At 55.7% G+C, this 22,634-nt stretch carries 20 protein-coding genes; 5 read left to right on the top strand and 15 right to left on the bottom strand.

Annotated elements, in window-relative coordinates:
* Position 1: 1 nt before the first annotated feature.
* From PHACT_RS04775 to PHACT_RS04740, 8 genes are all read right to left on the bottom strand, one after another.
* Positions 2-256, bottom strand: a complete 255-nt coding sequence (locus tag PHACT_RS04775) for a hypothetical protein (RefSeq protein ID WP_070116144.1) — start codon at positions 254-256, stop codon at positions 2-4.
* A gap of 39 nt (positions 257-295) precedes the next feature.
* Positions 296-2,113, bottom strand: coding sequence for an FG-GAP repeat domain-containing protein (locus tag PHACT_RS04770; RefSeq protein WP_070116143.1), 1,818 nt, complete (start codon positions 2,111-2,113; stop codon positions 296-298).
* Positions 2,110-3,711, bottom strand: a complete 1,602-nt coding sequence (locus tag PHACT_RS04765) for an FG-GAP repeat domain-containing protein (protein ID WP_139141442.1) — start codon at positions 3,709-3,711, stop codon at positions 2,110-2,112. Before PHACT_RS04765 ends, PHACT_RS04770 begins: the two co-directional genes overlap by 4 nt.
* Complete coding sequence (locus tag PHACT_RS04760; RefSeq protein WP_070116141.1) at positions 3,701-4,654, bottom strand: PDZ domain-containing protein; 954 nt, start codon at positions 4,652-4,654, stop codon at positions 3,701-3,703. Before PHACT_RS04760 ends, PHACT_RS04765 begins: the two co-directional genes overlap by 11 nt.
* 41 nt (positions 4,655-4,695) lie before the next feature.
* The gene (locus PHACT_RS04755) at positions 4,696-5,556 is read right to left on the bottom strand and encodes an ABC transporter permease subunit (RefSeq protein WP_070116140.1); all 861 of its coding nucleotides are present in this window, start codon (positions 5,554-5,556) and stop codon (positions 4,696-4,698) included.
* Positions 5,556-6,488 carry an ABC transporter ATP-binding protein gene (locus PHACT_RS04750; RefSeq protein ID WP_070116139.1) on the bottom strand — a complete coding sequence of 311 codons (933 nt, stop codon included), beginning with the start codon at positions 6,486-6,488 and terminating at the stop codon, positions 5,556-5,558. Before PHACT_RS04750 ends, PHACT_RS04755 begins: the two co-directional genes overlap by 1 nt.
* Positions 6,489-6,492: 4 nt before the next feature.
* Positions 6,493-9,510 carry a M16 family metallopeptidase gene (locus tag PHACT_RS04745; protein ID WP_070116138.1) on the bottom strand — a complete coding sequence of 1,006 codons (3,018 nt, stop codon included), beginning with the start codon at positions 9,508-9,510 and terminating at the stop codon, positions 6,493-6,495.
* A gap of 88 nt (positions 9,511-9,598) precedes the next feature.
* Positions 9,599-10,345: a ferredoxin--NADP reductase gene (locus PHACT_RS04740; protein WP_070116137.1), complete on the bottom strand. Its 747-nt coding sequence runs from the start codon at positions 10,343-10,345 to the stop codon at positions 9,599-9,601.
* A 144-nt stretch (positions 10,346-10,489) separates the two neighbouring features.
* Between PHACT_RS04740 and PHACT_RS04735 the strand changes: the two genes are divergently transcribed.
* Positions 10,490-11,773 carry a dicarboxylate/amino acid:cation symporter gene (locus PHACT_RS04735; RefSeq protein WP_083264348.1) on the top strand — a complete coding sequence of 428 codons (1,284 nt, stop codon included), beginning with the start codon at positions 10,490-10,492 and terminating at the stop codon, positions 11,771-11,773.
* 21 nt (positions 11,774-11,794) lie between these two features.
* Here PHACT_RS04735 and PHACT_RS04730 read toward each other — a convergent pair whose 3' ends face one another.
* The 4 genes from PHACT_RS04730 to PHACT_RS04715 all read right to left on the bottom strand — a co-directional run bounded on the left by PHACT_RS04730 (position 11,795) and on the right by PHACT_RS04715 (position 17,465).
* Positions 11,795-13,363: a DUF1302 family protein gene (locus PHACT_RS04730; protein WP_070116136.1), complete on the bottom strand. Its 1,569-nt coding sequence runs from the start codon at positions 13,361-13,363 to the stop codon at positions 11,795-11,797.
* A complete protein-coding gene (locus PHACT_RS04725) occupies positions 13,360-14,253 on the bottom strand; it encodes an outer membrane lipoprotein-sorting protein (protein WP_070116135.1) in 894 nt (297 codons plus the stop codon). The genes PHACT_RS04730 and PHACT_RS04725 overlap by 4 nt, the downstream gene beginning before the upstream one ends.
* Positions 14,250-17,003 (bottom strand): efflux RND transporter permease subunit, encoded by a 2,754-nt coding sequence (locus PHACT_RS04720; protein ID WP_070116134.1) that lies wholly within the window; start codon positions 17,001-17,003, stop codon positions 14,250-14,252. The genes PHACT_RS04725 and PHACT_RS04720 overlap by 4 nt, the downstream gene beginning before the upstream one ends.
* A gap of 96 nt (positions 17,004-17,099) precedes the next feature.
* Complete coding sequence (locus tag PHACT_RS04715) at positions 17,100-17,465, bottom strand: DUF4156 domain-containing protein (protein WP_083264347.1); 366 nt, start codon at positions 17,463-17,465, stop codon at positions 17,100-17,102.
* A gap of 243 nt (positions 17,466-17,708) precedes the next feature.
* On the opposite strand from PHACT_RS04715, the gene PHACT_RS04710 reads away from it, so the two are divergent.
* The 4 genes from PHACT_RS04710 to PHACT_RS04695 are packed head-to-tail and all read left to right on the top strand — an operon-like array spanning position 17,709 to position 20,229.
* Positions 17,709-18,440 (top strand): SDR family oxidoreductase, encoded by a 732-nt coding sequence (locus tag PHACT_RS04710; RefSeq protein WP_070116133.1) that lies wholly within the window; start codon positions 17,709-17,711, stop codon positions 18,438-18,440.
* Positions 18,440-19,117 carry a nitroreductase gene (locus PHACT_RS04705; protein ID WP_070116132.1) on the top strand — a complete coding sequence of 226 codons (678 nt, stop codon included), beginning with the start codon at positions 18,440-18,442 and terminating at the stop codon, positions 19,115-19,117. The genes PHACT_RS04710 and PHACT_RS04705 overlap by 1 nt, the downstream gene beginning before the upstream one ends.
* Before the next feature lie 42 nt (positions 19,118-19,159).
* Complete coding sequence (locus tag PHACT_RS04700; protein WP_070116131.1) at positions 19,160-19,648, top strand: hypothetical protein; 489 nt, start codon at positions 19,160-19,162, stop codon at positions 19,646-19,648.
* A 5-nt stretch (positions 19,649-19,653) separates the two neighbouring features.
* Positions 19,654-20,229, top strand: coding sequence for a hypothetical protein (locus PHACT_RS04695; RefSeq protein ID WP_070116130.1), 576 nt, complete (start codon positions 19,654-19,656; stop codon positions 20,227-20,229).
* A gap of 96 nt (positions 20,230-20,325) precedes the next feature.
* Here PHACT_RS04695 and PHACT_RS04690 read toward each other — a convergent pair whose 3' ends face one another.
* The 3 genes from PHACT_RS04690 to ectA are packed head-to-tail and all read right to left on the bottom strand — an operon-like array spanning position 20,326 to position 22,592.
* Positions 20,326-20,709: an ectoine synthase gene (locus tag PHACT_RS04690; protein ID WP_070116129.1), complete on the bottom strand. Its 384-nt coding sequence runs from the start codon at positions 20,707-20,709 to the stop codon at positions 20,326-20,328.
* A 51-nt stretch (positions 20,710-20,760) separates the two neighbouring features.
* Complete coding sequence (gene ectB / locus PHACT_RS04685; RefSeq protein WP_070116128.1) at positions 20,761-22,035, bottom strand: diaminobutyrate--2-oxoglutarate transaminase; 1,275 nt, start codon at positions 22,033-22,035, stop codon at positions 20,761-20,763.
* The gene (ectA, locus tag PHACT_RS04680; RefSeq protein ID WP_070116127.1) at positions 22,032-22,592 is read right to left on the bottom strand and encodes a diaminobutyrate acetyltransferase; all 561 of its coding nucleotides are present in this window, start codon (positions 22,590-22,592) and stop codon (positions 22,032-22,034) included. The genes ectB and ectA overlap by 4 nt, the downstream gene beginning before the upstream one ends.
* Between the last annotated feature and the right edge of the window lie 42 nt (positions 22,593-22,634).

Genomic DNA, 22,634 nt, shown 5'->3' with positions numbered 1-22,634 from the left:
CTTACTGCCCATTGCTGTTGTCAGTTCTCTGGTTGCTGTTCTGAGGGCTGTTCTGGTTGTTGGGCACCTCTTCGTCGGCACGGGACATCAGAACCCAGGCGCCGCCGAATACGCAGCTGATCATGGTGATGCCGAGCACAACCACCAGACGATAGGGCAGAGCGATGTAAACGCCACCCAGATAGTCGGCAACAAATGCCAGCAGATTGACAATGACGAGCGCACTGATAAAGCTGATCCAGACGATTTTTTTCATTATTTTTGACCTGAATTATTTTTCTGATTGCGTTTTTGTTTAGTTAAATCCTGACAGCCATATCATACCCGTCACGGCTTCATCATTACGCTCGGTGAACACAATGATATCGTCCATGCCGTTGGCATTGAGATCAACCGTGACAATATCCCCACGACGGGACTGACCGTTCAGTGGCAGGCTGACGTCCGGCTGCCGCTGTGCCACCGCTCTGACGTCACGATTGACCTCTATATCAAACTCATCAATGATGCGGCGGATATCAATTTCATAGTCGTCACGGTTGCGTTGATAATCGATTGAGGCGAGAAAGCGGTCATCGTCCGCTTCGGACTCCGGTGTCAGTGCACTAAAAAATACATCGACCTGGTCTTCCAGCAGAATCAGCAGGTCTTCCATGACCGGACCGGCGCGTGACGAAGTACTATCCTGATTCGGGGGCAGCAGGGCGCGTGTTGTTGGCAGGATCACTTCGCTGTCGCTGGCGCGATCACGGACCTCCTGTACTGAACTGATCATTCTGACCGCTGACGGAAAACGCAGCGCAACAGTGATTCGGCGTGCGGGGCGTCGGGCAAAGGCATTGCCTTCGTTAGGGTAGACAAAGGCCTCGATGTTGATCGAACCGGAAATGGCGAGCCACAGGAACACATCGCCCAGTGATACCTGCTCGACACGCCACAGCCACAAATCAGGGCGTTCGTCGCCATTTTCGTCGTAAAGAAAGACACTGAGCACATTTCCGCTTGAGCGCAGGATCTGCTCGGTGTCATCCAGATTGATGCCATCAGGACGTCCCAGATGCAGGGCAACGCGGCCGCCCTCGCGCAAAATCAGATCATCTACATTATCCCCGTTCATGTCCTGCAGGATTTCTTCATGAGTTAATGCCAGCACACCGGTCAGGTTGGCAAAATCAAGCTGATCGACATCGAACTCACCCAGGCGTTCGCGGATCTCGGTACGATCAACACTGAAATTGGGTGTAGACGAAAAATAATTGTCATCGCTGGCGTTGTTGGCCAGAAATACATCCAGACGTTCATCGGTATCGGAAACAAGATCAGGTTTATCGTCACCATTGATATCACGTAATGCCAGCAATGGGATACGCAGGCTCTGCCCCACGTCCCGTGTCAGCTCAACCGGCTGCAGGTCGCGAGTGTTCGAGCCGACAATATCCAGTCCGCGGCGGTTATCGGGTGTCAGTACCGTGCGCAGCTGCATTTCAGACGAGATCGCCAACGGCGGCTGGTAGCTGCCATCTGGATTGCGAATGTGCAAGGCAAGCTCGCCGGCGCCCGGGATGATCAGATCAGCGAGATCATCGTCGTTGATATCCCGGGAAAAATTGAGTCGATAATAACCCGGCCCGGTAAACCCGTTGATGTCGGTGAGCAATGTCTCAGCGGCGCCAAACTGATGCTGCCGGATAGGCCAGCGTTGTACACGGTTGCCGTCAACCAGCGCGATCAGCGACCAGGTGTCATCACCCGGCTCCGTTGCATAGTTGTCGCTGACATCCCAGCCCACGGCTTCACCCGGCAATGTCAATTCTGTGCTGGCAGTCGAGAAATCAAAACCGTCAGCATTCTGAAAGTACAGACTGACGGTGTTGCCAGCGAATGTCATCAGGTCAGTACGGCCATCGCCATCGGCATCGATGGTCAGCATGCGCTCGGTGTCTGCGGGCAGGTTGAACGTGAACGGGCGGTAGCCTGGCAATTCTGCAACCGCCGCCGACGGGTTCTGCGCATGGGCAGGAGAAGCCAGCAGGGTAGAAGACAGGGCCAGCAATACAATGCAGCGGCTCAGTGTTAAATCGGGACGGTAAAGCTGTGTAGTAATCCCGTTCATGGAGATGACACCAGGGCTGTGATGGTATTGGAGTGGTTCAGCAGCAGGTCGGGCCGTCCGTCCTTGTTCAGATCCTGTACGCTGAAACCGGTAATGGTGCGCTGCGGTACGTATTGCCAGAAAGGCTCGCTGGCAAATTGCAGGGAATTATTGATTGATGTTGCAGTGAGTGTGCCATCGCTGTTCAGTGCCAGGGCGTCCTTGTGTCCATCGCCGTCAAGGTCGGTGTTCAGGATGATGGGGCTGGACAGACCGCGAATGCTGCTGGCGGAAAAACGTTCTTCCAGACTGAAGTCGGGTCGGCTGTTGAAACGGTACTGATCGCGATTGCGATTGTTGCCATATAACAACTGGGTGCGAACAATGCTGGTATTGCGGATGGCATTGACCACCGGGATGGTATAGAAACTGACACTGAGCACCGGGTGACCGTCATTCAGGATGTCGCTGACGTCGACCTGCAGGTCGTAGCCACTGAAACGCATGACCTGATCGGGCTGATCGAACGTATAACGCCCGTCGCGATTCAGGTAAAAGTAGACGGTCCAGTCATTGTTTTCTTCAACAACACGCATCACATCGGAGATGCCGTCACCATTTATGTCCTGTAGCCGTATCTCGCCTTCCATGTCGATGGGGCCTTGCCAGTCTGGCAGGGTATTGAATGTGCCAGCGTTGTTGCCGGACAACACATTAATCTGGCCACGAAGGTCGTTGCCGATGTTCAGGTAAACAATGTCGTTGCTGTCGGGGCCGGTGATGGCGCTGAACACAGCAGGTGGTTGCCAGACACTGCGGTCAAGTAACACGCGGCTGTCGTCGTTGCTGGCAGCATCGAGAAAGTTTTCAAACGCGGTGTTGGGGCGTGCGTTGATCCTCACAACCAGCCCGTCCTGCCGGTTGAACTGTACCTGTGTGGAAAAGCGGCCTCCGCTGTTGGGCAATTCAGACGGGGCCAGATCTGCATTGACGGTGCTAAAGCGATGCTTAAGGTTGAACTGTTCATCAGGGCCACCCTCGAACACACCATAATCTTCCGGGCCGGGCAGTAGCAGGTCAATGTGGCCATCGCCAGTGACGTCAACAGGCGGTGGCAAAAATTCAATGCCCCTTCGATCCGGAATGGCAGCAATCAGAGGCCAGTCGAACAGGCGTCGAATATTGCCACTGTAACCATCGATGGCAGATGACAGGCTGAATACACTGGTACCGGTAAACAGCAGCAACTCGGTGCCGGGTTCGGGACGAATGTCGGCAAAACTGACCGCCACTATTTCCGGAACGATGGCAATGTAACTTGATGGCTGTGCAAGAAATCGGTTATTGCTTTGTTGCAGAAAAACCAGCAATTGGCGGCCAGCGCCAGGTGTCCATTGCGGCAGTATCAGGTCCTCGCGGCCGTCGCCATTGAGGTCGGCCATCGCTACCTGATTGGGCCATTCAGGTGCTGGCATTTCGGATGCAATGTAATTGATCTGTCCCGAAGTTTGCTGAGCCAGGACGTTGGGTCCGCTCAGAACGAAACCGGTCAAAACAAAACCGGCCTTTAATGCCAGGGCTGACAATGTTTGCGATCGACGACGCATCTCAATCTTCAATCAGTTCACCATAGTCACTGGCCGTGCGGAACAATCCGAGGATACTGATTTCGCGCTCAGCGCCGGTACGTTGATATGAAAACACGGAGAACAGGATCAGATCGCCAAGGCTGAACCGGGTCTGGTCCGGGCTAAGTGTGGATTGATAATTGAACAGCGGCCACAGGCTAAGCTGGCTCAATTTGCGCCCCGGGTGCCACAGATCGACACGTTGGTATTGCACTGCGTTGTTCCGGCTTACGCCAAGCGTGACGCTCTCGCCCGGGGCATACTGTTGTGTCAGCGAATCGACCAGGCCCTGGGCAGACTCAATGCGGGTGTCATCCAGCGTCAGAATGATGTCGTCGACACGGATGCCAGCCTCCATCAGCGGGCTGTCATCAAATCGGCGCACGACGCGGGCACCGGACACGCGCTTGCCGTCTGAATCCTGCAACAGCTCGGTACTGAAACCGGCGCGCAGAAGCACCGGGTCGGCCCGGTACAGCTCAATGGGAGCAGCCTGTTGCGCTATCACCGGCGTTACTCCTACTGAAGCCATGAACACCGTGGTATTGCGCCTGACTTCGAACGCAAACTGGCGTGCCTCTGAGGTCTGTAATGCCAGCGCATCCAGCACATCGGGGTGGTTACTGTCGGCGCCATCAATGCTGAGAATGACATCGCCGGCACGAATGCCGGCACGTTCGGCAGCGCCGCCAGGTGCAACTGCGCGAACCCGGATGCCTGGCAGCACGCTGATGTTGGTCAGTGAGTCGGACTCGTTGATCCCCCCGGTCAAACCGAAGCTGACGCCGGGTGTCTGCGCAGCGCCGTTGTTGTCTGCCAGCATGACGTTATTGGGTGACAGTGACAGCGTTGGCACTCGCTGTCTGGGTTCAAAGCTGACGCAGGCAGTCAATGTGGCGAGGCAAACGATGAATGTGCTGAGTTTTAGTGCCATATAATGACCTGTTGCTATCCTGGAGTGCATGCCTGACTCCGTCACAATTTCCGATACTGCACAATAATAAGACTGGCGATTATCAATGCCAGCATTTGTGGCCACGGTGCCCACTGATTGAGCTGCAATGCCGACGGGTCGATCAGGACGTCTGAAAAACCGCGCACCAGACGACTGACATCATTCAAATAAGACTCATTGAGTAACGACGCCTGATAGTTGACATACAGATAGGCGGAAAAATTCCCCATCAGCCCTTTGAAAATATCCAGTGCCAGCGTCAGACCGAGCGCGGCCGTGATCGCCTGTGTGGCATTCTGTGTGCTCACCGAAATCAGCGTACCCAGTGCGATGGCGGCAGGCAGCGGTATCAGCGCCAGTATCAGGCCCAGGCGTATCTCATTGTGGATTTCCTGCGTGCCTATTAGCTCATAACCATCTTCGACCACAGGACCAAAATCCCACAGTACACTGGCGATCAGTGCAGCGACACCCAGCATCAGCATCACTGACAGTATCCCGACGATATGGGCATTGACCAGTTTGGCAGCAACCAATGCCCGTCGACTGACGCGGCGGATCAGCAAGTGCCGCAGTGCGCCGCTGTCCTTGTCGCCAGCAAAACTCCATGCGGCATAGGCAACCAGTATCAGCCCGATTAGCGTCAACCCGGTCGACATGGCGTCCACCAGGGCGCCCCAGGCATCCGCGCCTTCCACCAGGTCCTGACTGAATCCCTGATTGGATACGGCATCGCGCGCCTGTTCACCGGCGTTGCGAAAACTCACCAGCAGCAGTTGCAGGCTGCTGATAATGGCCGGCAGCAATACCACCAGACGCGTGGAGTTACTGCGCAGGGCAACATACAGTTCGGCTTTTAATGCAGTGACAAACCCTTCCATCAGTGTGTCTCCACAATGTTATGGAAGAGCTGGGCCAGGCTTGGCTTCTGTAGTTCAAGCCCGGCCACGGCAATGCCAGCATGCACCAGCGCGCTATTGATGGTTGCTGCATCGATATTGTCCAGTGTCAGTGTGAGCAGGGCGTCCTCGTCCGGGCCGGCGCTGGTGACGGAGCTGATGCCACTCATCGCGGTGAGCAGGGCGCAGGCTTTTGCTGACTGATCGCAGCGAACATTGAGCTGTGTGTGCTGGTCCCGGAACAGGGTGTCGACACTGCCGTTCAACGCGATATGACCCTGATGCAGAATGGCAAAATCGGTGCAGATATTTTCAAGGTAGGCGAGCTGATGACTGGATAACAGAAAGGTCGTGCCATGTTGCAGATTTAACTGTCGGATCAGCGCCAGCACATCATCAACGCCGCCGGCATCCAGACCGTTAAACGGTTCATCAAGCACAATAAACTCGGGCTGGCCAATAAGCGCCTGCGCAATAGAGGCGCGTCGCCGGTTACCAAGCGACAGCTGCTTTATTTTGTAGTTGCTGTAGCGGCTGATGCCCAGCAGTGTCTCAACCTCGGCCGGACTGCGAACGGGCTGTCCGCAGATCAGTCGGGCGTGCTCAAGTACCTGACGTACTGTGAGCGTGGGGTGCAGGCTGGGCGCATCAAAAATGCCGACAACATCACCGCGACCCTGCCAGAGCCTGGACGGCGCCCGGCCCAACACCGTCAGTTCACCGGCCTGGAAAGTCTGCATGCCCAGCACACACTCCAGGGTTGTGGTTTTGCCGGAGCCATTGAGTCCGACCAGTCCGTGTATGGCGCCGCGCTGCACGGTGAGGTCCAGTTGTGCCAGCACACGGGTGTTGCCATAACGCTTTTCCAGCGCGGCAATGGACAACACCTGCTCGATTGTTCCCGCACCTGTCATGGTGCTACTCCACAAAAACGTCAGCGACTGTCAGTTCACGAATGGTGCCCAGTTCCGCCAGTGCGTCCATGTCGATGCGGCTGGTGTCACCGACAATGGATATCAGCTTGGCACGGCCGGCAACATGGGTCTGCTGAAACTGCAGCAGTTCTTCCAGTGTCATCTCCTGCAAACGGGCAAAGCGCTGCTGACGTGGGTCGCCGTCGAGTCCAAGTTGCTGCCAGGCATAGACGGTCCCAGGGATCTGCCGGAAACCGATGGTGGAGGTGCGGTAACGGTTAAGCTGAGCATTGACCGCGTCCTCGAACCGGTCGCTCGAGCGCGGCATATTGTCGAACAGGTCAACAAAAGCGGCCGTGGCTTCCACCGCCTTGTCGTTCTGTGAACCGATGGCGCCCAACACCATGGTCTGTGCCTCCGGCCGGCTGCCCTGCGAATAGCTGGCGCCGGCAGAATAGGCGAGGGCGCGAGCCTCGCGCAATTCCTGAAATACGACACTGGACATGCTGGTGCCAAAATAACTGTTGTAAACCGAAGACGGTACCACCAGATCTTCCTCATAGGTGCCGTCGGGGAATTCGAGGCGTACTTGCGCCTGTGCCGTTTCCCGATGAATGACAAAGATTTCATTGTCAGCGACCTGACGCGCGCGACGGTATTCGTAGGCCGGTGGTTCCAGCAGATCGTCAGCGGGCTGATGGTGCTCACGCAGAATGGCGGTGACGCGCTCCAGTGGCATTGACCCGGTGTAACTGATGCGATGCTGATACTGTTGCAGGCTGCTGATCAGGGCAGTCAGCTCGTCGAGATCGACTGCCGCAATAGCATCGCTGCTCATCGCCTGCAGCATGGGAGAGTCATCACCGTAGCGATTATACAGATACAGGGCCCGGCTGATTGCGCCTGGATCTTCCTTTTGCTCGCGGCGGGCCTGCAGAATCGTCGCCTTCAGATCGGCAAAGGTTTCTTCTTCAGCGCGTGGCGCGCTGATCAGTTCCAGCATCAGTGCCAGAGTTGCTTCAAACTGTGAGTCCAGACCGGTAATGGCAATGCTGGTTTCATTGGCACTGCTGCTCAGTCCAAAATCACTGCCCAGTCGGTACCACTCCTTTTGCAGTTCTTCTGCGGACAGGTTTTCGGTTCCCGCCTTGCCCATGAGTGCGCCGGCCAGACTCAGCAGGTCGTTCTCTTCAGTACCGACGTCAATGCTGATGCTGAACGTGAACAATTCGTTGAGCGGGTTGCGGGCATAATAAAGCGGGACATTGGGCGCGTATTCGCTAAGCTGATAGTCACGACCTGCCTCAAGAAAAGTGGGTTCGATTTGTTCATATGGCATGGCCAGGATCTGCGCGGCGAACTGTGACTGGCGGCTCGGGTCAATTTCTACCGGATCAATCTGCGGTTTGTCCACTGGCGGGATGACGGCGGGCCCGTCGACGCGGTGCACGGCGACATAGCTGTTATCGTCGAAGTACCGGTTGGCTACCTCAACGATGTCGTCGCGGGTGACCGCTTCCAGTCGCGCCATCTGGTTGATGTGGTATTCCCAGTCACTGTCGCTGAGGAATGCTGCGCGCATGTCGGCAACACGGGCGGTGTTGGACTCCAGCGCGCGCATGTTCATACGCCGGAAATCATTAAGAATGGCGGGCAGAATCCAGTCCTCAAATTCACCACGTTTGATGATGGCCAGTTGTTCAAGCAGCAGGGCCTCCACGTCTTCCAGCGTCTGGTCTTCCCGGGGTACGCCCCACAATCGTTGTGAGCCATAGTCGTTGAGGAATTCGGGTGACGAGCCAGCTGCCAGCACACGCTGGCGCTGGTTCAGATTCAGGTTGATGAGGCCTGCTGTGCGGTTGTCCAGTATCATGTCCAGCAGCATCAGTGCTTCCTGATCAGGATGCCCGTTGGGCACAGTGCGAAATGCCATCTGCACCTCTTCCTGGCCGGGATAGGTCACGGTAACGCGCTCAATAGCGTTGATCGGGTCTTCCTGCCATGTCTGTTGCGGTGGCAGCGGGCCGGGTTCCCAGTCCGAGAATTCGTCACTGATCACCTGCAAGGTGTCTTCGATGTCGATATCGCCACTGATAAAAATGGCCATATTGTTGGGCACATACCAGGTATCAAAATATTCCTGAATATAGACCAGAGACGGGTTTTTCAGGTGGTCGGCGTCACCGATGGTGGACTGCTGGCCGTAAGGGTGGTTTTTGTAAAGCAGGTCCGCCAGCGCGTAATAGGAGATGCGATCGCGGTTGTCCAGCGTCCGGTTCTTTTCCTCGTAAACCACTTCCAGCTCGGTGTGAAACATTCTGAACACCGGATTGACAAAACGGTCTGCCTCAATCGCGGCCCATTGCTTTAAACGATTGGCGGGCAGGCTGACCTTGTATACCGTTTCTTCATGCCAGGTATGCGCGTTGAGGCCGCTGGCGCCCATGCTGTTATACAGGGTGTCGATTTCGTTGGGGACGGCATACATGGCAGCCAGTTGCGACACCCGGTTTATTTCCGCATAAATCTCGGCCCGGCGCTGCTCATCGGTTTCACTGAAGTGCTCTTGATAAAGGGCTTCAATTTGTTCCAGATAGGGCTGCTCTGCGCTGTAATCCAGCGTGCCCAAAGACTGGTTGCCTTTGAACAACAGGTGCTCCAGGTAGTGCGCCAGGCCGGTCGCGTTTTCAGGGTCCTGCTTACTGCCGGCGCGGACGGCAATTTCGGCATAGAATCGCGGTTCTTCGGTATTCTGTGTCAGGTACACACGAAGCCCGTTATCCAGTTCATAAATGTGGGCGTCGAGCGCGTCATCGGCATTGGGCGGATAAACCCGGGTATAGCCTGACGAAGGCTGAGGCTGACCGGTGGCGCTGTTTTCCGACGACGTTGTCTCGGGGAGCGCTGAATCAGGAGAAGTTGCATCGGGTGAACAGGCCGCCAGCATCAGCGATGCGACGAAAAATCCAGTGTAAGGGCGGCGAAGCAGGCGGCAGGCGCCGGCGAATGCGGAATTGACCATGGTAAAACTCTCCGGATAGAAACTGCGGCAACGCCCTAATGTATAGGAATTCGCGCAGAAATCCAGAGCTGAGATAACCCTCAGTGTTTTACCAGTAGCTTTCGTAACTCAGCTGACCGGGCTGGCCTGGTCGATTATCGCTGAATCCGCGTGCCTGCAGAACAGCAACGGCGTCTTTGACCATGCCCGGGTTGCCGCACAGCATGACATGGCTATGGGCCGGATCAAATTGACGACCCAGCTGCTGCTCCAGTTCGCCTGAGCGCAACTTGTCAGGTATATGCCCCTGCAGGGTGCCGGCAATCTGTTCACGGCTGATGAAAGGCAGCAGGGTGAACCGGTCCGGGTAGCGTTTTTGCAGCGCGGTAAAAAGATCCTGATATTGGAAGTCGGCCCAGTGACGCGCTGCGTACACCAGGATCACATGTTCAAACTGCTGCCAGGGCTGATCTGTCTGCAGCATTGATATGAATGGCGCGACGCCGGTGCCGGTCGCCATCAAGCACAGGTTTTTACCGGATTCGGTGATGCCTGTCAGTGTCAATGTGCCTTCAGGTTGCTGCTGCACCCAGACGGTGTCGCCCTCGACTTTGCGCGACAGTGCGCGTGACAGGTCACCTTCAAGCTGGGTATAGAAGAAAAACTCCAGCGGTTGAGCGCCGGGCGCACTGAGCAGCGAATACGGTTGTGCCACGCGCTCGCCAGCAATATCCAGCGCCAGGCTGGTGTACTGACCCGCAGTAAAAGGTGCGATGTCTGCCTGAATACGTAGCGAAAATAGATTGTCTGTCCAGTGCGTGTTGGCCGCAACCACGCCTTTGACCCAGTCTGTCATGAAGTCCTGCCTGCAATGCGCGAGAGAGGCGGCATTGTCGCACAAATGGAAATAATTGGCACTTCGTCAAGGTTTTAGATAGTCTGTTCGGCAACGCTAAATAAAGCCAGATAACGATAAAAATCCAGCAAGAGGACAACAACAGTGGCGGGTTCATCAACAACAGTTACTCAGAAATGGTTTGCGACACCTTTGTGGAAACGAATTGTGCTGGCACTGATTCTGGGTGTGATTGTCGGCGCGTTCTGGGGTGAAGGTGCCCAGTCCATTCGCTGGATAGGTGATCTGTTTATCCGTCTGATACAGATGGTGGTGGTGCCTCTGATCTTCATCACCATCGTCGCCGGCATTGTGGCGATGGGGGACCCGCAAAAACTGGGCTCGCTGGGCATCAAGACCCTGGCTATTTATATGGGCACAACACTGGTGGCCATTATCGTTGGCCTGACCCTGGCGGCGATCATTCAGCCCGGTGTGGGCGTGGACCTGTCGGCAGCAACGCCCGGCGAACTTCAGGCGCCGATTCCCATCGGGGAGCGCATGATGTCAATTGTGCCAACCAACCCGGTGGCGGCGCTGGCGGAAGGTAATGTGCTGGCGATCATCTTTTTTGCCGTGATTTTCGGCATGGGGATTCTGGTCGTCGGCAAAAATGCCCAACCCATGGCCGACATCATGGACGCTGGCGCTGAAGTCATGCTGAAGCTGACGCACTGGGTCATGGAGTTTGCCCCGTTCGGGGTGTTCGCACTGATTGCCTGGGTGGCTGGCACGCAGGGGGTCGCGGCATTGCTGGATGTCGTGGCACTGGCGGCGACGGTGATTCTGGCACTGGTTTTTCACACCGTGGTTGTGCACAGCAGCATCATGAAATTTGTGCTGGGTCTGTCGCCGGTGAAATTCTTTAAGGGCGCCAAGAACGCCATGCTGGTGGCGTTCTCCACGTCATCCAGTATGGCGACGTTGCCGGTGACGCTGACCGCGGCGGAAGAGAATCTGGGCATTAGACCGGCTGTTGCTTCTACGGTGTTGCCGCTGGGTGCAACCATCAACATGGATGGTTCAGCCATTTACGTTGGTGTGGTGTCTGTTTTTGCAGCGCAGGTTTTTGGTGTTGATCTGAGTCTGATTGACTATCTGCTGGTAGCCGCGACCACGACCATGGTATCCATTGGCACGGCGGCCGTGCCCGGAGCGTCGGTATTCCTGATGGCGGCCGTGATGGGCACGATCGGTCTCAGCCCGGAGCAGATTGCGGTTGTGGTGGGGTTTGTACTGCCCTTTGATCGCCCGCTGGACATGCTCAGGACCAGCGTCAATATCACCGGTGACCTGTCCGTGGCGACAACGGTGGCGAACTGGGAAAATGAGTTTGATCGGGAAGTCTTTGATTCGACCGGTAAGAGTCGGCAGCGGTCAGAAATCTGAATGCCGGTCGGCAGGCGCTGGTCAGAACGACCAGCTCAGTGTCAGGCCGGCACGTACATCACGTTCCAGAAAATAGATCGCGCTGTCATCAGCGGCGCGGGTCAGAATGAGCTGGCCGGTGACCTCCCAGGCATCGCTCAGGCGGTAGTCTGCCGCCAGATTCAACAATATTTCGTCACCATCCAGCGCCACCTGTGCGGTTGCTGACAGCATCAATTCTTCGTTGCGAAGGCTGTGGCTGTAGCGCAGCAAGGCATTGCCTTCGGCGTCACGCTGGCGCCATTGCCGGGTTGCTGAGTCCTCTGGCAGGTCAATAAACCGCTGTGCCTGAATGCCCAGACTGATCTGGCGCGTGGCGGAGATGCCGTACTCAAAACCGGCGGCCACGCTCACCCGATCCTGCCGGTCGTAACCCGGCAGCCATGCGTCACCGCCGGCACCATCCGGAACCTGGCGCAGGGTGTCTGTCAGCAGGCCATGGCTGTAGGCCAGGTCGAAGGTTAACAACAGGCGGTCGATGGCGCGATTGGCACTGAAACCGAGCAGCGCGAAGTCATTGATATGAATCTGGGCATGGTTGCTGCCGTCTTCGGGCAAGGTATAGCGCAGGGTATTCTCATACAATCTGGCTGCCATTATTGCTATGTCACCGCCAGTTAGTGTTCGGTTCCAGCGTGTGCCGACCTCAAACAACTCTTTATCCCGGTCGTAGCTGCCCAGTCGCAGCGTCTGCCCGTTAACCTGCAAGGGTTGCGGGAACAGCGGGCTGCCGGTGACCGGTACCGGATCAAATTCGGGATAGAGATTGATGAAACTGGACCAGTTGCCACTGTCGCTAAAATGATCCCACACCGCGAGCCACTGGTTGAGACGCGCATCTTCAATGTCGATGATGGTCAGGTCGCGGTATTCAGTGGTGTTGATAACATCCAGCACGGACATGCCGATGGTTTCACCCCAGACAATGGTCTGGCGACCAAAAGAAAAGCTGTTCTGTGCGCCACTGCGCTGCACGAATAATTCGTTCAGTCGCCATTCCCAGCCGTCACGCCCCGGGCTGTCACGTTCATAGTCGCCGGGCAGGTAAGCACGTAACTGAGCGCTGCTCTGCAGCAGCCAGCCCGCCGCAAATGGGTTCTGGTAACGAATATTCAGACCGAATCGATTGTTCTCCAGACCGCGATGTTGCGTTTCGGTGTTGTCGGCAGGCGTTTTGTAACGATGCCTGCTGATATGGGCAACGGTCTGCTGACTGAGCTGGAAACGAAAATTGTTGGGCGTTTCAACCTCCGTATTGAACAGATCAGCCCCGTCAAACATGGTGTCATCAAACGCACTGCTGTCAAAGCTGCTGCCATCAAAGCCATCGCTGTTGGACGCATCCGGGTTCAAACCATCGGGGTTCAGGAAAGCCCCGCCAAACTCGACATCATCAGGAAATTCACTGGCGTCCTCGTCCTGAGCAGACAGGCCTGCCATTGGCAGCAGCGTCACCAGGCAGCAGGTCAGTTTATGCCTCAGCCTCAGCTTTATGTCGAACGTGGTTGGCAACAGTCCGGTCTCCAGCGGTGTCAGTTGGGCGGACGTCAATCGACCTGCGCGCGAATCCTGCTGAGCTCGGCTTCCCGAAAGGCGACATCGGTCAGCGTTCTTGGGGTCAGGAAATTTTCCGGCACATCGATGCCGGTATTGATTTCCAGTATCGCCATATTGGACAGTCTATTGGCCACCAGATTCATCATGGTCAGGGAGCGCGCTGTCCATACCCCATTGACCTGCTCAATGCGCGATGCCATCAGGCGTTTGATTTCACGGCCCTGGCGGTCATACATGTCAGCCCGCAGTACCACAAACCGCTCCTTGTCGATGTACTGCACGGTGCGGGCATAGCGGGTCTTGCGGGCACGTTCGGCATTGGGAATGGTCTCGATGACCCAGACCTCACGGCCTGATTCGGTGCCTGACTCCAGAATGTTGATTTCGTACTCTTCCAGTTTGCCGGTGTCCTGGTCTTCCGTGGTGAATTCGGAGCCGAACAGCGAGGCGGATTCCGAGTCGTCGTCGGAATTGCCACTGGCAATCCGTTTTACCTGACCCAGCGCGGACAAATACAGCCAGGTTTCGTTGTCGCGGTCGGCATCGTCATAGGAATAACTCAGCATGCCTATGCCACGCTCGGCGGCAGGTTCCAGCACAATGGAAATGGACTGTGTGTCACGATTGTCAGCACCGGTATTGATGCTGACCGATTCCAGGGCCTTGATTCTGGGGCGCTCGGCGCAGGTGATCTGGCTGTTCTGCAGACCGAAACGACAGCTGGAGAGCTGAATCCGGTTGAAGGCAGCATCGGAGACGGCGCGCATGTTGTCTTCCACCTGCTCGAGAATCTGACGCCCGTCTTCCTGCGTCGTTTCCTGTGCATTCACGGTCATGGTGATTAAAGCTGAGGCCATTAACAGGCCGCGTAGTGTCAATCTCATGCATTGTCTCCGGCTTGATTGCTGGCGATACGGGTGTCCGCGTCGCCCCTTGATGCAAATCCCTGTATCGGACCCATGAGCCCGAAGCGTGGTTTCAATTTCATCAGCAGCGCTGGCAGTAGCAGCAGGTCACACAGTAGGGCCATCAGAATGGCCAGTGCGCCAAAGATGCCTATCTTGGCCATGCCCAGATATTCCGAGAAGCCGAGAATGGCAAATCCAAGACCCAGAATCATGGTGGTAAACAGAACCGCCCGACCCACGTCACGCACGGTGCTGTCCAGTGCCTGCTGCATATTCCGGGTGCGTGTCAGCTCGACGCGATAGTGTGTCATAAAGTGGATCGTATCATCCACCGCGATGCCAATGATTACCGGGGCAATCAGCAGGGTGTCAGTATCCAGCGGAATGTTCAGCAGCCCCATCAAACCAAATGCCAGCAAGGCCGGAATCAGGTTGGGAACGATCGATATCAGGCCGGCCTGAACGGAACCCAGCGTCAGTATCATGATGACACTGATGACGGCCAGTGCGAGCAGGAAACTGCTGTACTGTGACTGCGCGATTTCATCCATTGCCCGCATCATCAAAGGCACCGAACCGGTGACGGTGACTTCCAGCTCGGGAAATTGTGCCTGCAGCGGTTCGAATACGGCATCGATTTCGGCGCCGAGTTCTTCAAAAAACAATTGGTATTGATAAGACCCGGCGTTGTAGGCATTGATGGTGATATGGCTGCGACTGAAATCGTCCGACACCAGGCTGCGACGTTCTTCCGGGTTGGCGCTGTTGAACAGGTACATCAACTGCGACACGGTAATGGCCGAGTCAGGGATACGGTAGAACTGGTCGTTGTCCTGGTTCATCACCTGATTGGTGTCTTTGACAATATTGGCCAGTGAATAGGTACGTGACACTTCATCAGGGTAACGATTGACGATGCGCGTCTGCAGTGAGTCCATGGCTCTGAGCAATGCCGGTTCCATCAGTCCGTCGCTGATGCCACTGTCAATCATGATGGAAATGCTCTGCGCGCCGGCCATGTGTTCATCAACCATGTTGTAGGCGACTCGAGGCGGGCTGCCCTGGCGCGCCAGTTCGGAGACGTTGCTGTCGATCTGAACCTGACTGGTACCATAAAGTGATGTCGTGAATATGGCTGCAAAAATCAGCAGAATAGTAACCGGTCGGTTGGCGACCAGCGGCGAGCAGGCTTCAAGCAATCGATCCTGCCAGCGTAAAATGCCCAGCGCCAGTGCGCCGATCAGGGCGATATACAGTCCGAGGGCAATGCCGGTGAGCCACATGATGGTTGCCAGTGCGACAATGATCAGCAATCCCTGGACCGGCAACGTGGCCTGTTGCCAGAACGCCTGTAACCGGCCCGGTTTTGGGTTCTGATTTGCCCCCGGATGCCAGACGCTTAGCAGGATGGGCAACAACACCAGCGTGAAGAAGAAGGCCATGAATACGCCGAGCGCCGACATGGCGCCAAACACACGGATCGGGATCAGGCCGGATGTGGTCAGTGCCAGTACTCCGGTCATGGTGGTAATGGTGGTAACCATGATGGCCAGGCCGGTCTTGCCATAGGCGCCGGCCAGTGCCTGGTCATGCTGCTGGCCTTGCTGGCGATAGACAAAGTAGGCGCTCATCACGTGCACGCAATCAGCAATACCGACCGCAAACACCAGCAACATGGTCAATGAAATCATGGTTGACAGGGTGACACCAAACGCAACGGTAATACCCCAGGTCCAGGCCAGGCTGAGTGCAATGGTGAGGATGGACCAGACCACGGCACTGAACGAGCCGAACAGGGTTCGCAGCAGGAATACAAAAATCGCCACCATGCCCACTGCCAGCCAGGCAAATTGCTGTAAAACCTCATACACCCAGGCCATCAGCGGAGGATTGCCCACCGGGTAAAATTCCAGTGTGTCTTCCACGTCCGCGAACACCTGGCTCAGCGAGCTGTAAAAGCGCTGGTACTCGAGCATGTCGACCGTCTGGAACGGGATATCCTGCACGGTTGCGCTTTCGTCATAGAACAGGTCAAAGCCGCCGTCACCGGTGGTGGCACTGTCAAAATTACTGAAGGAGTCACCCAGGGTGATGTCATCGGCATTAACGGCGGGTTCGAAGTCCGGCAATGGCTCGGCGCCAAACGTGGTCTGCAGCATCAGGGCGCCAAAGCGGGCATCGGCGGAATAGAATGCCAGCTTGAAGTCATCCTCTGCCATGGCCTCTTGGCGGATGGTTGCCAGGGCAGCCGGATCGTCCGGAATGACATCGGGAACCAGTCTGTCGGAACGAAGGGTGTCACCGTCCACGCGCTGAATACGCAAGGTGGTGATGGATTGCACACGCCGTATCTGGTCGAGTTCGGTCAGGTCGGCGCTGTAGTTGTCGGCATCAAGGTCGCGCCAGTTGCGCAGTTTGTCTGTCAGTTCACGGACGGCACGCAGCGAGGCGGCAGAAAAGACGTTGCCGTCTCGTGCTTCGTAGACCAGAAACACGGAGTCGTCGCTGCCAAACTGGGTGCGAAACGAATTCAGTGCCTCAATGGCGGGATCGCTCTGATCCAGAAAGCTGTCAATGCTCATGTCCAGACTGGTGCGGGTGGCAATGCTGTATGCGCTGAGCAGGGTGCCGATGAGCAGCAACAGGCACACCAGTATTTTGTGCCTGACCATGACAGCCGGTGTGCTGGCAAAAAAGCGGCTCAGCACCAGAAGCCCATTTTCCATTAGGGTGACTCCAGTATGCCCTGTTACCGCATCACACAAGGACTGATTGTTTTGTTGTTATCGGGTGAAATTAACGTTGTTCTGTCATCAGTGCTCTCAGCATTGATAAATGCCAAAGGTCTGACGGCCTTCCTCAATCGTTGACTCTGGTACCACACGGTTGCCACCGGCTGCGCCGGCCTCATTGCGGGCCAGATTAACCAGTTCTTCCTGCAGCCGGTTAGCACCGCGATCGACAAAGGCGATACTGTCCAGAGCGTTGACGTTGGCGGCGCCAATGCGGCGACAGTTGCCGACGTCGGCAGCGGTGGCCAGGCTGACGCGTTCGCCCTCGGGGGTCACCTGCACCCAGCTGTTGCCGCAGGCTGCGAGTAACAGAGCGGCGGCTGCCAGCAAGGGCAGGCGGGCATTGGCGATCCGGCGAGTGTGCCTGGCAGCCATGTGGATTACGGAGCGGGTCATACAAAAAGCCTCATATTGGTTTTTATGCCTGCCTGCGGTCGACTATCAGGGTCGATCTTGAACGTATTCAGGCAAGAGAATAACGCTGTGTATTATCCTTGTTCTATAGCGCTTGGCAACTGCCCAGGTGGACTAAAGGTGTGCGTTGCTTCACGGTTTTTGACACTGTGTCAGGAGCGCAGGCAGGTGTATGGGCAATTGTGCTAATATCGCGGCATTGCTTAATCACGTTGGAGAAGGTTTATGCAGGCACCAGAAACTGTGCTGAACGGGAAAAATGTTGTTGTTATTGGTGGCACATCGGGCATTGGTCTGGCCACGGCCATTGCCGCCAGCAAGCTGGGTGCCAGGGTCTGGGCGTGTGGTCGCTCTGCCGAGCACATGGAAAAAGCGCGTGAGGCCACTGCAGGCAAGGTCGAGCTGGTACAGCTGGATACACACGATGACGCAGCCATGACACGCCTGTTCACAGATATAGGCCGCATTGACCATCTGGTGTCAGCCGCAACCGGCGGCACACGTACGCTGAAGCCGTTGATCGAACAGAGCGAAGAGCAGTTTCAGGCTGCATTCGGCAAATTGTGGGGTTACGCCAAAGTCGCGCGCATCGGTGCACCTTTTGTTGCCCAGGATGGCACCATCACCTTTGTCAGCGGGGCGCCGGCGCGGCGTTTCAAGCCCAATATGTCAGCACTAAGTTGTGTCGGGGGGGCCGTAGAGAACATGGTTCGGTGTCTGGCGGTAGAGCTCAGCCCGATTCGGGTCAATGTGGTGTCCCCCGGCATTATTGATACCGCGCTGTTTGACTGGATGGGCTCCGAAAAGACAGAACGGGTTTCGGCCATGACGCAGGGGCAGCTGGTACGTCGCATTGGGCGTCCGGAAGAGGTTGCCAGTGCGCTGGTCTACCTGATGCTCAACGGATACGCCACCGGAACGACCGTCGATGTCGACGGCGGGCAGTTGTTAAGCTGATGGCTGACATGACGCTTCATGACGCAATACACCAACGCCGCTCGGTTCGTGGCTACCTGCCGGATGCGATACCGGATGATGTGCTGACCCGGATTTTTGAGCTGGCGCAACTGGCTCCGTCCAATTGCAATGTACAGCCATGGAAGGTGTTTGTTGCCACCGGCGAGCTGCGTGATCAGCTCAGTGCCGAAATGCAGCGGCGCGTGATTGCCCGCGAACCGGTTGAACCGGATTACGAATATCGCGGCGATTTTGCCGGAGAGTATCGCAAGCGACAGGTCGAGTGTGCTGTTGCCCTGTATTCACAGATGGGCATCGAGCGAAATGACCGGGAAGGGCGCGAGCGCGCGGTACTACGCAATTTCGAGTTTTTTGATGCCCCTTACATGGCCTTTATTGGCATGGACAAGGCATTTGGCACCACAGTCGCGCTTGATGTTGGCATGTACGCGCAGAATCTGATGCTGGCCATGGTGGCCAACGGTGTCCACAGTTGTCCGATGGGCACCATGCGCAACTACCCGGCACTGGTGCGTGAAGCCTTTGGGCTGGGTGATGAAACCCGTATACTGTTTGGCTTGGCATTTGGTTACGAAGACAGCTCGGTGGCAGCCAATCGCACCCGAACCACCCGTGATCCGGTGTCGGCCAGCGTGTTTATGAAAAGCTCACGTTAAAGACTGCAGTCACAAAACAATAAAGAGAAGCCCGAGGGCACGATGCGTTTCAAACCTGTCATTCTGATTTACGACATTGATAACCGCCTGGTTGACGATGTTGCCGCCGAGATTGGTATTACCGGCCGGTACACCAGTATCAATACCTATAACGAAGCCAATGCCATGGATGCTGTGCGTCAATATGACCGCGGCTTTGGCTGGCTGACCAACAAACTTGCCTGCGTGATTACCGGCTGGAACAATCACAAAAAGCCTCGTGACCAGTTCCTGTACCGCTTGCGTGCCATGGAGCGTAAAAGCCCTCTGCGCGAGCACTCGCCGGTCATCATCATTAGCGAAGATCATCGCCATGATCTGAAACAGCGGGCACTGGCAACTGATGACGGACACGTTGCGGCCTACCTGCACCCCGATGACTTTAAACAGTCGCTCGCCGCTTTGCTTGAGCAGATCGTTTATCAGGACAAGGCCGAATCCCTGAATCAACAGGCCATGGCCACGTTTCTGACGGAACGTGATCAGGAGTAACTCGCGTGTCAAAATTCGAGTTCATCATGATGTTTGTCTCGGTTGTGGTCGCGTTTGCCATGGCCGAACTGCTGATGGGCTGGGGTAAAATCATTCGAGCACGGCACCGCGTCAGTCACCCCTGGTTGCTGGCCGGCTGGTCGGTGTGGTTACTGATCATCATTACTTACCACTACCTGGGGTTCTGGGAGTATCAGGCCTACAACTTCACCAAGGTTGCGCCGATGGTGCTGTTTCTGGCAGCCCCCATCATGATGGTGTTGCTGACCTTTGTGTTGACGCCGGAGCTGCGGTTTTACCAGAAGATGGATCTGGAGGCGCATTATCTCCAGACCAAGAACTGGTTTTTCTGCATGGTGATCATCTTCCTGGTGCTGTCACGTGCATCAGACCCCTTGTTACCTGATTTCGCTGACACCTGGGAGCGTCGCTCCCTGGGTACCGTGCTGGTTACATTTTCAGTCATCTGGTTGCTATTCACGAAGAATCGCAGCGTCCACTACGGGCTGTTATTGTTTAATCTGGCTTATCTGATCCTTGTGTCCAGCATTGTTCCGGTGACTGGCCTGACCGCGTTCTAGTGGTTGCCAGCGCAAAAAAAAGCCCGCCCCTGTCGTACCGGGGGCGGGCTTTTTTTGTATCAGGGTTGGCGCCGTCGTTAGCGCAAACCGGGACGTTTACGACGAAGCCGGGTAGGCGCCATCTGCATCATGCACTTCACGACCGGTGACCGGCGGGTTGAAAACGCATGCCAGGCTCAGTTCTTCAAACGCATAAAGAATATGCTTGTCATGCTTGTCCAGCACGTACAGCGTTCCGGGCGTTATCTGGTGCGTCTGACCGGTAGCCAGATCCTTGATTTCACCTTTGCCGGAGATGCAGTACACCGACTCGAGATGATTCTTGTAATGCATGTGCGTTTCGGTATCAGCGAAAATGGTCGTGATATGGAACGAAAATCCCATGTTGTCGTCTGCCAGCAGCATACGAACACTCTGCCAGGTTTTCGACTTCACGCTGCGATCGCTTTGTTCGCACTCCTGTAGCTGTCTTACTATCATGTTGTCATCCTTTTGTTTGTTTCCGGGCGGATATCAGATGCCAGCTACGCCTTACGACGCAATGCTGAGCTCTTTCTGGAAGGTGTGCGCAACGGCTTCTTCCAGAATATCCAGACCCTTATCCAGTTCTTCCATGGTGATGATCAACGGGCACAGGCATTTAACCACCTGGCTGTCGGCACCACTGGTTTCAATGACCAGGCTTTTGCTGAACGAGTACTTGCAGATTTTGCCGGCCAGATCGCCGTCACGGCATTCCAACCCTTGCATAAAGCCGCGGCCTTTCTGTTTGATCAGCTTCTTGTCGTATTTGCCGGCAATCTTTTTCAGTCGCGTGGTCAAATGTGCAATTTTCTTTTGCACATCTTTTTCAAACGTATCGTCCGACCAGTACTCCTTGAGTGCAGCGTTGGCAGTTACAAAGGCGTGGTTGTTGCCTCGGAATGTGCCATTGTGCTCACCCGGCTTCCAGGTGTCATACTCAGGTTTGATCAGCGTTACCGCAAACGGCAGGCCATAACCGCTCAATGATTTCGACAGGGTGACCAGGTCCGGCTTGATGCCGGATTCTTCAAAGCTGAAGAAGTTGCCGGAACGGCCACAACCCGCCTGAATATCATCGACAATCAGGATGATCTCGTGTTTACGACACAACTTCTCGATAGCACGCAGCCATTCATTGCTGGCCACATTCAGGCCACCTTCACCCTGGATTGTTTCCAGAATGACAGCCGCCGGCTTGTCCAGACCGCTGGAAGAGTCTTCCAGCAGGTTTTCAAGCAACTTCACGGTGTCGAGCTCTTCACCCATATAATTGGAGTAGGGCACGTGCGTCACGCCACCCAGCGGAATGCCGGAAGCATCACGGTGGTGTGAGTTACCGGTGGCAGCCATGGCGCCCAGCGATACACCGTGGAAGCCGTTCGTGAAGGCAACAATGTTATGCCGACCGGTTACGTTGCGGGCAATCTTCAGCGCTGCCTCAACCGCGTTGGTGCCAGTCGGGCCGGTAAACTGAACCATGTAGTTGAGGTCGCGTGGCTTGAAAATCAGCTCATTGAGATTGGTCAGAAACTCTTCTTTGGCACTGGTGTGCATGTCCAGGCCGTGAGCAATACCGTCACGCTCGATATATTCCAGCAGGGCCTTTTTCAGGACCGGGTTGTTGTGACCGTAATTCAAGGTGCCCGCGCCGGCCAGGAAGTCCAGATAGGCTTTGTCGTCAGTGTCATACAGATAGGCGCCCTGAGCTCTGTCAAAAATGACCGGGAATGCCCGTGCATAACTTTGTACTTCAGATTCGATGTCTTTAAAAATGTCTGTCATTTCTGTTCTCCATCAAGGGTGTCTTTGCTAAGAGGGCCAATGCGCAACTTGTATTCGGTGTCGTGCAGATTGAGAAAATGAGTCTGCCGGTCAAACATGACAGATTCATCAATACCGCAATCGTTGCGTCGGGCCAGAGAGGCAAACATCGCACGCGAGGCGGCGTTGTCGCTGGTAACCGTGGTTTCCACAAATTTAACCGCTTTGCACGCATCGGCGGCCAGGATTGCATTCAACATGCGGCCAGCCAGTCCCTGCTTCTGCGCAACCGTATCAACGGCGACCTGCCAGACAAACAAAGTGTCTGGTTGTTCAGGCGGAATATAGGCAGTTACCAGGCCGACGATATCTTCACCCATAGTGGCAACAACACTGGTCTGCGAAAAATGTGTGCAGATAGCCAGATAGCAGTACAGGGAGTTATCGTCCAGAAACGCACTCTTGCGAATCAGATTATGGACAGGTGCGCCGTCTTCCGATGTCGGGGGGCGCAATTGGATGGATTGTCGGGGGTCGGGTCTTTCTTGAAGCGCTGGCGCTTCTTGAAAAGTAGTCATAACAAACAGTCAGTTTCCCTTTGTTTATGAGAATTAATGTAC

The sequence above is a fragment of the Pseudohongiella acticola genome, from assembly GCF_001758195.1.
GTDB lineage: Bacteria > Pseudomonadota > Gammaproteobacteria > Pseudomonadales > Pseudohongiellaceae > Pseudohongiella > Pseudohongiella acticola.
The sequence above is the reverse complement of the archived record's forward strand: the minus strand, read 5'-3'. Positions and strand labels throughout refer to the sequence as shown.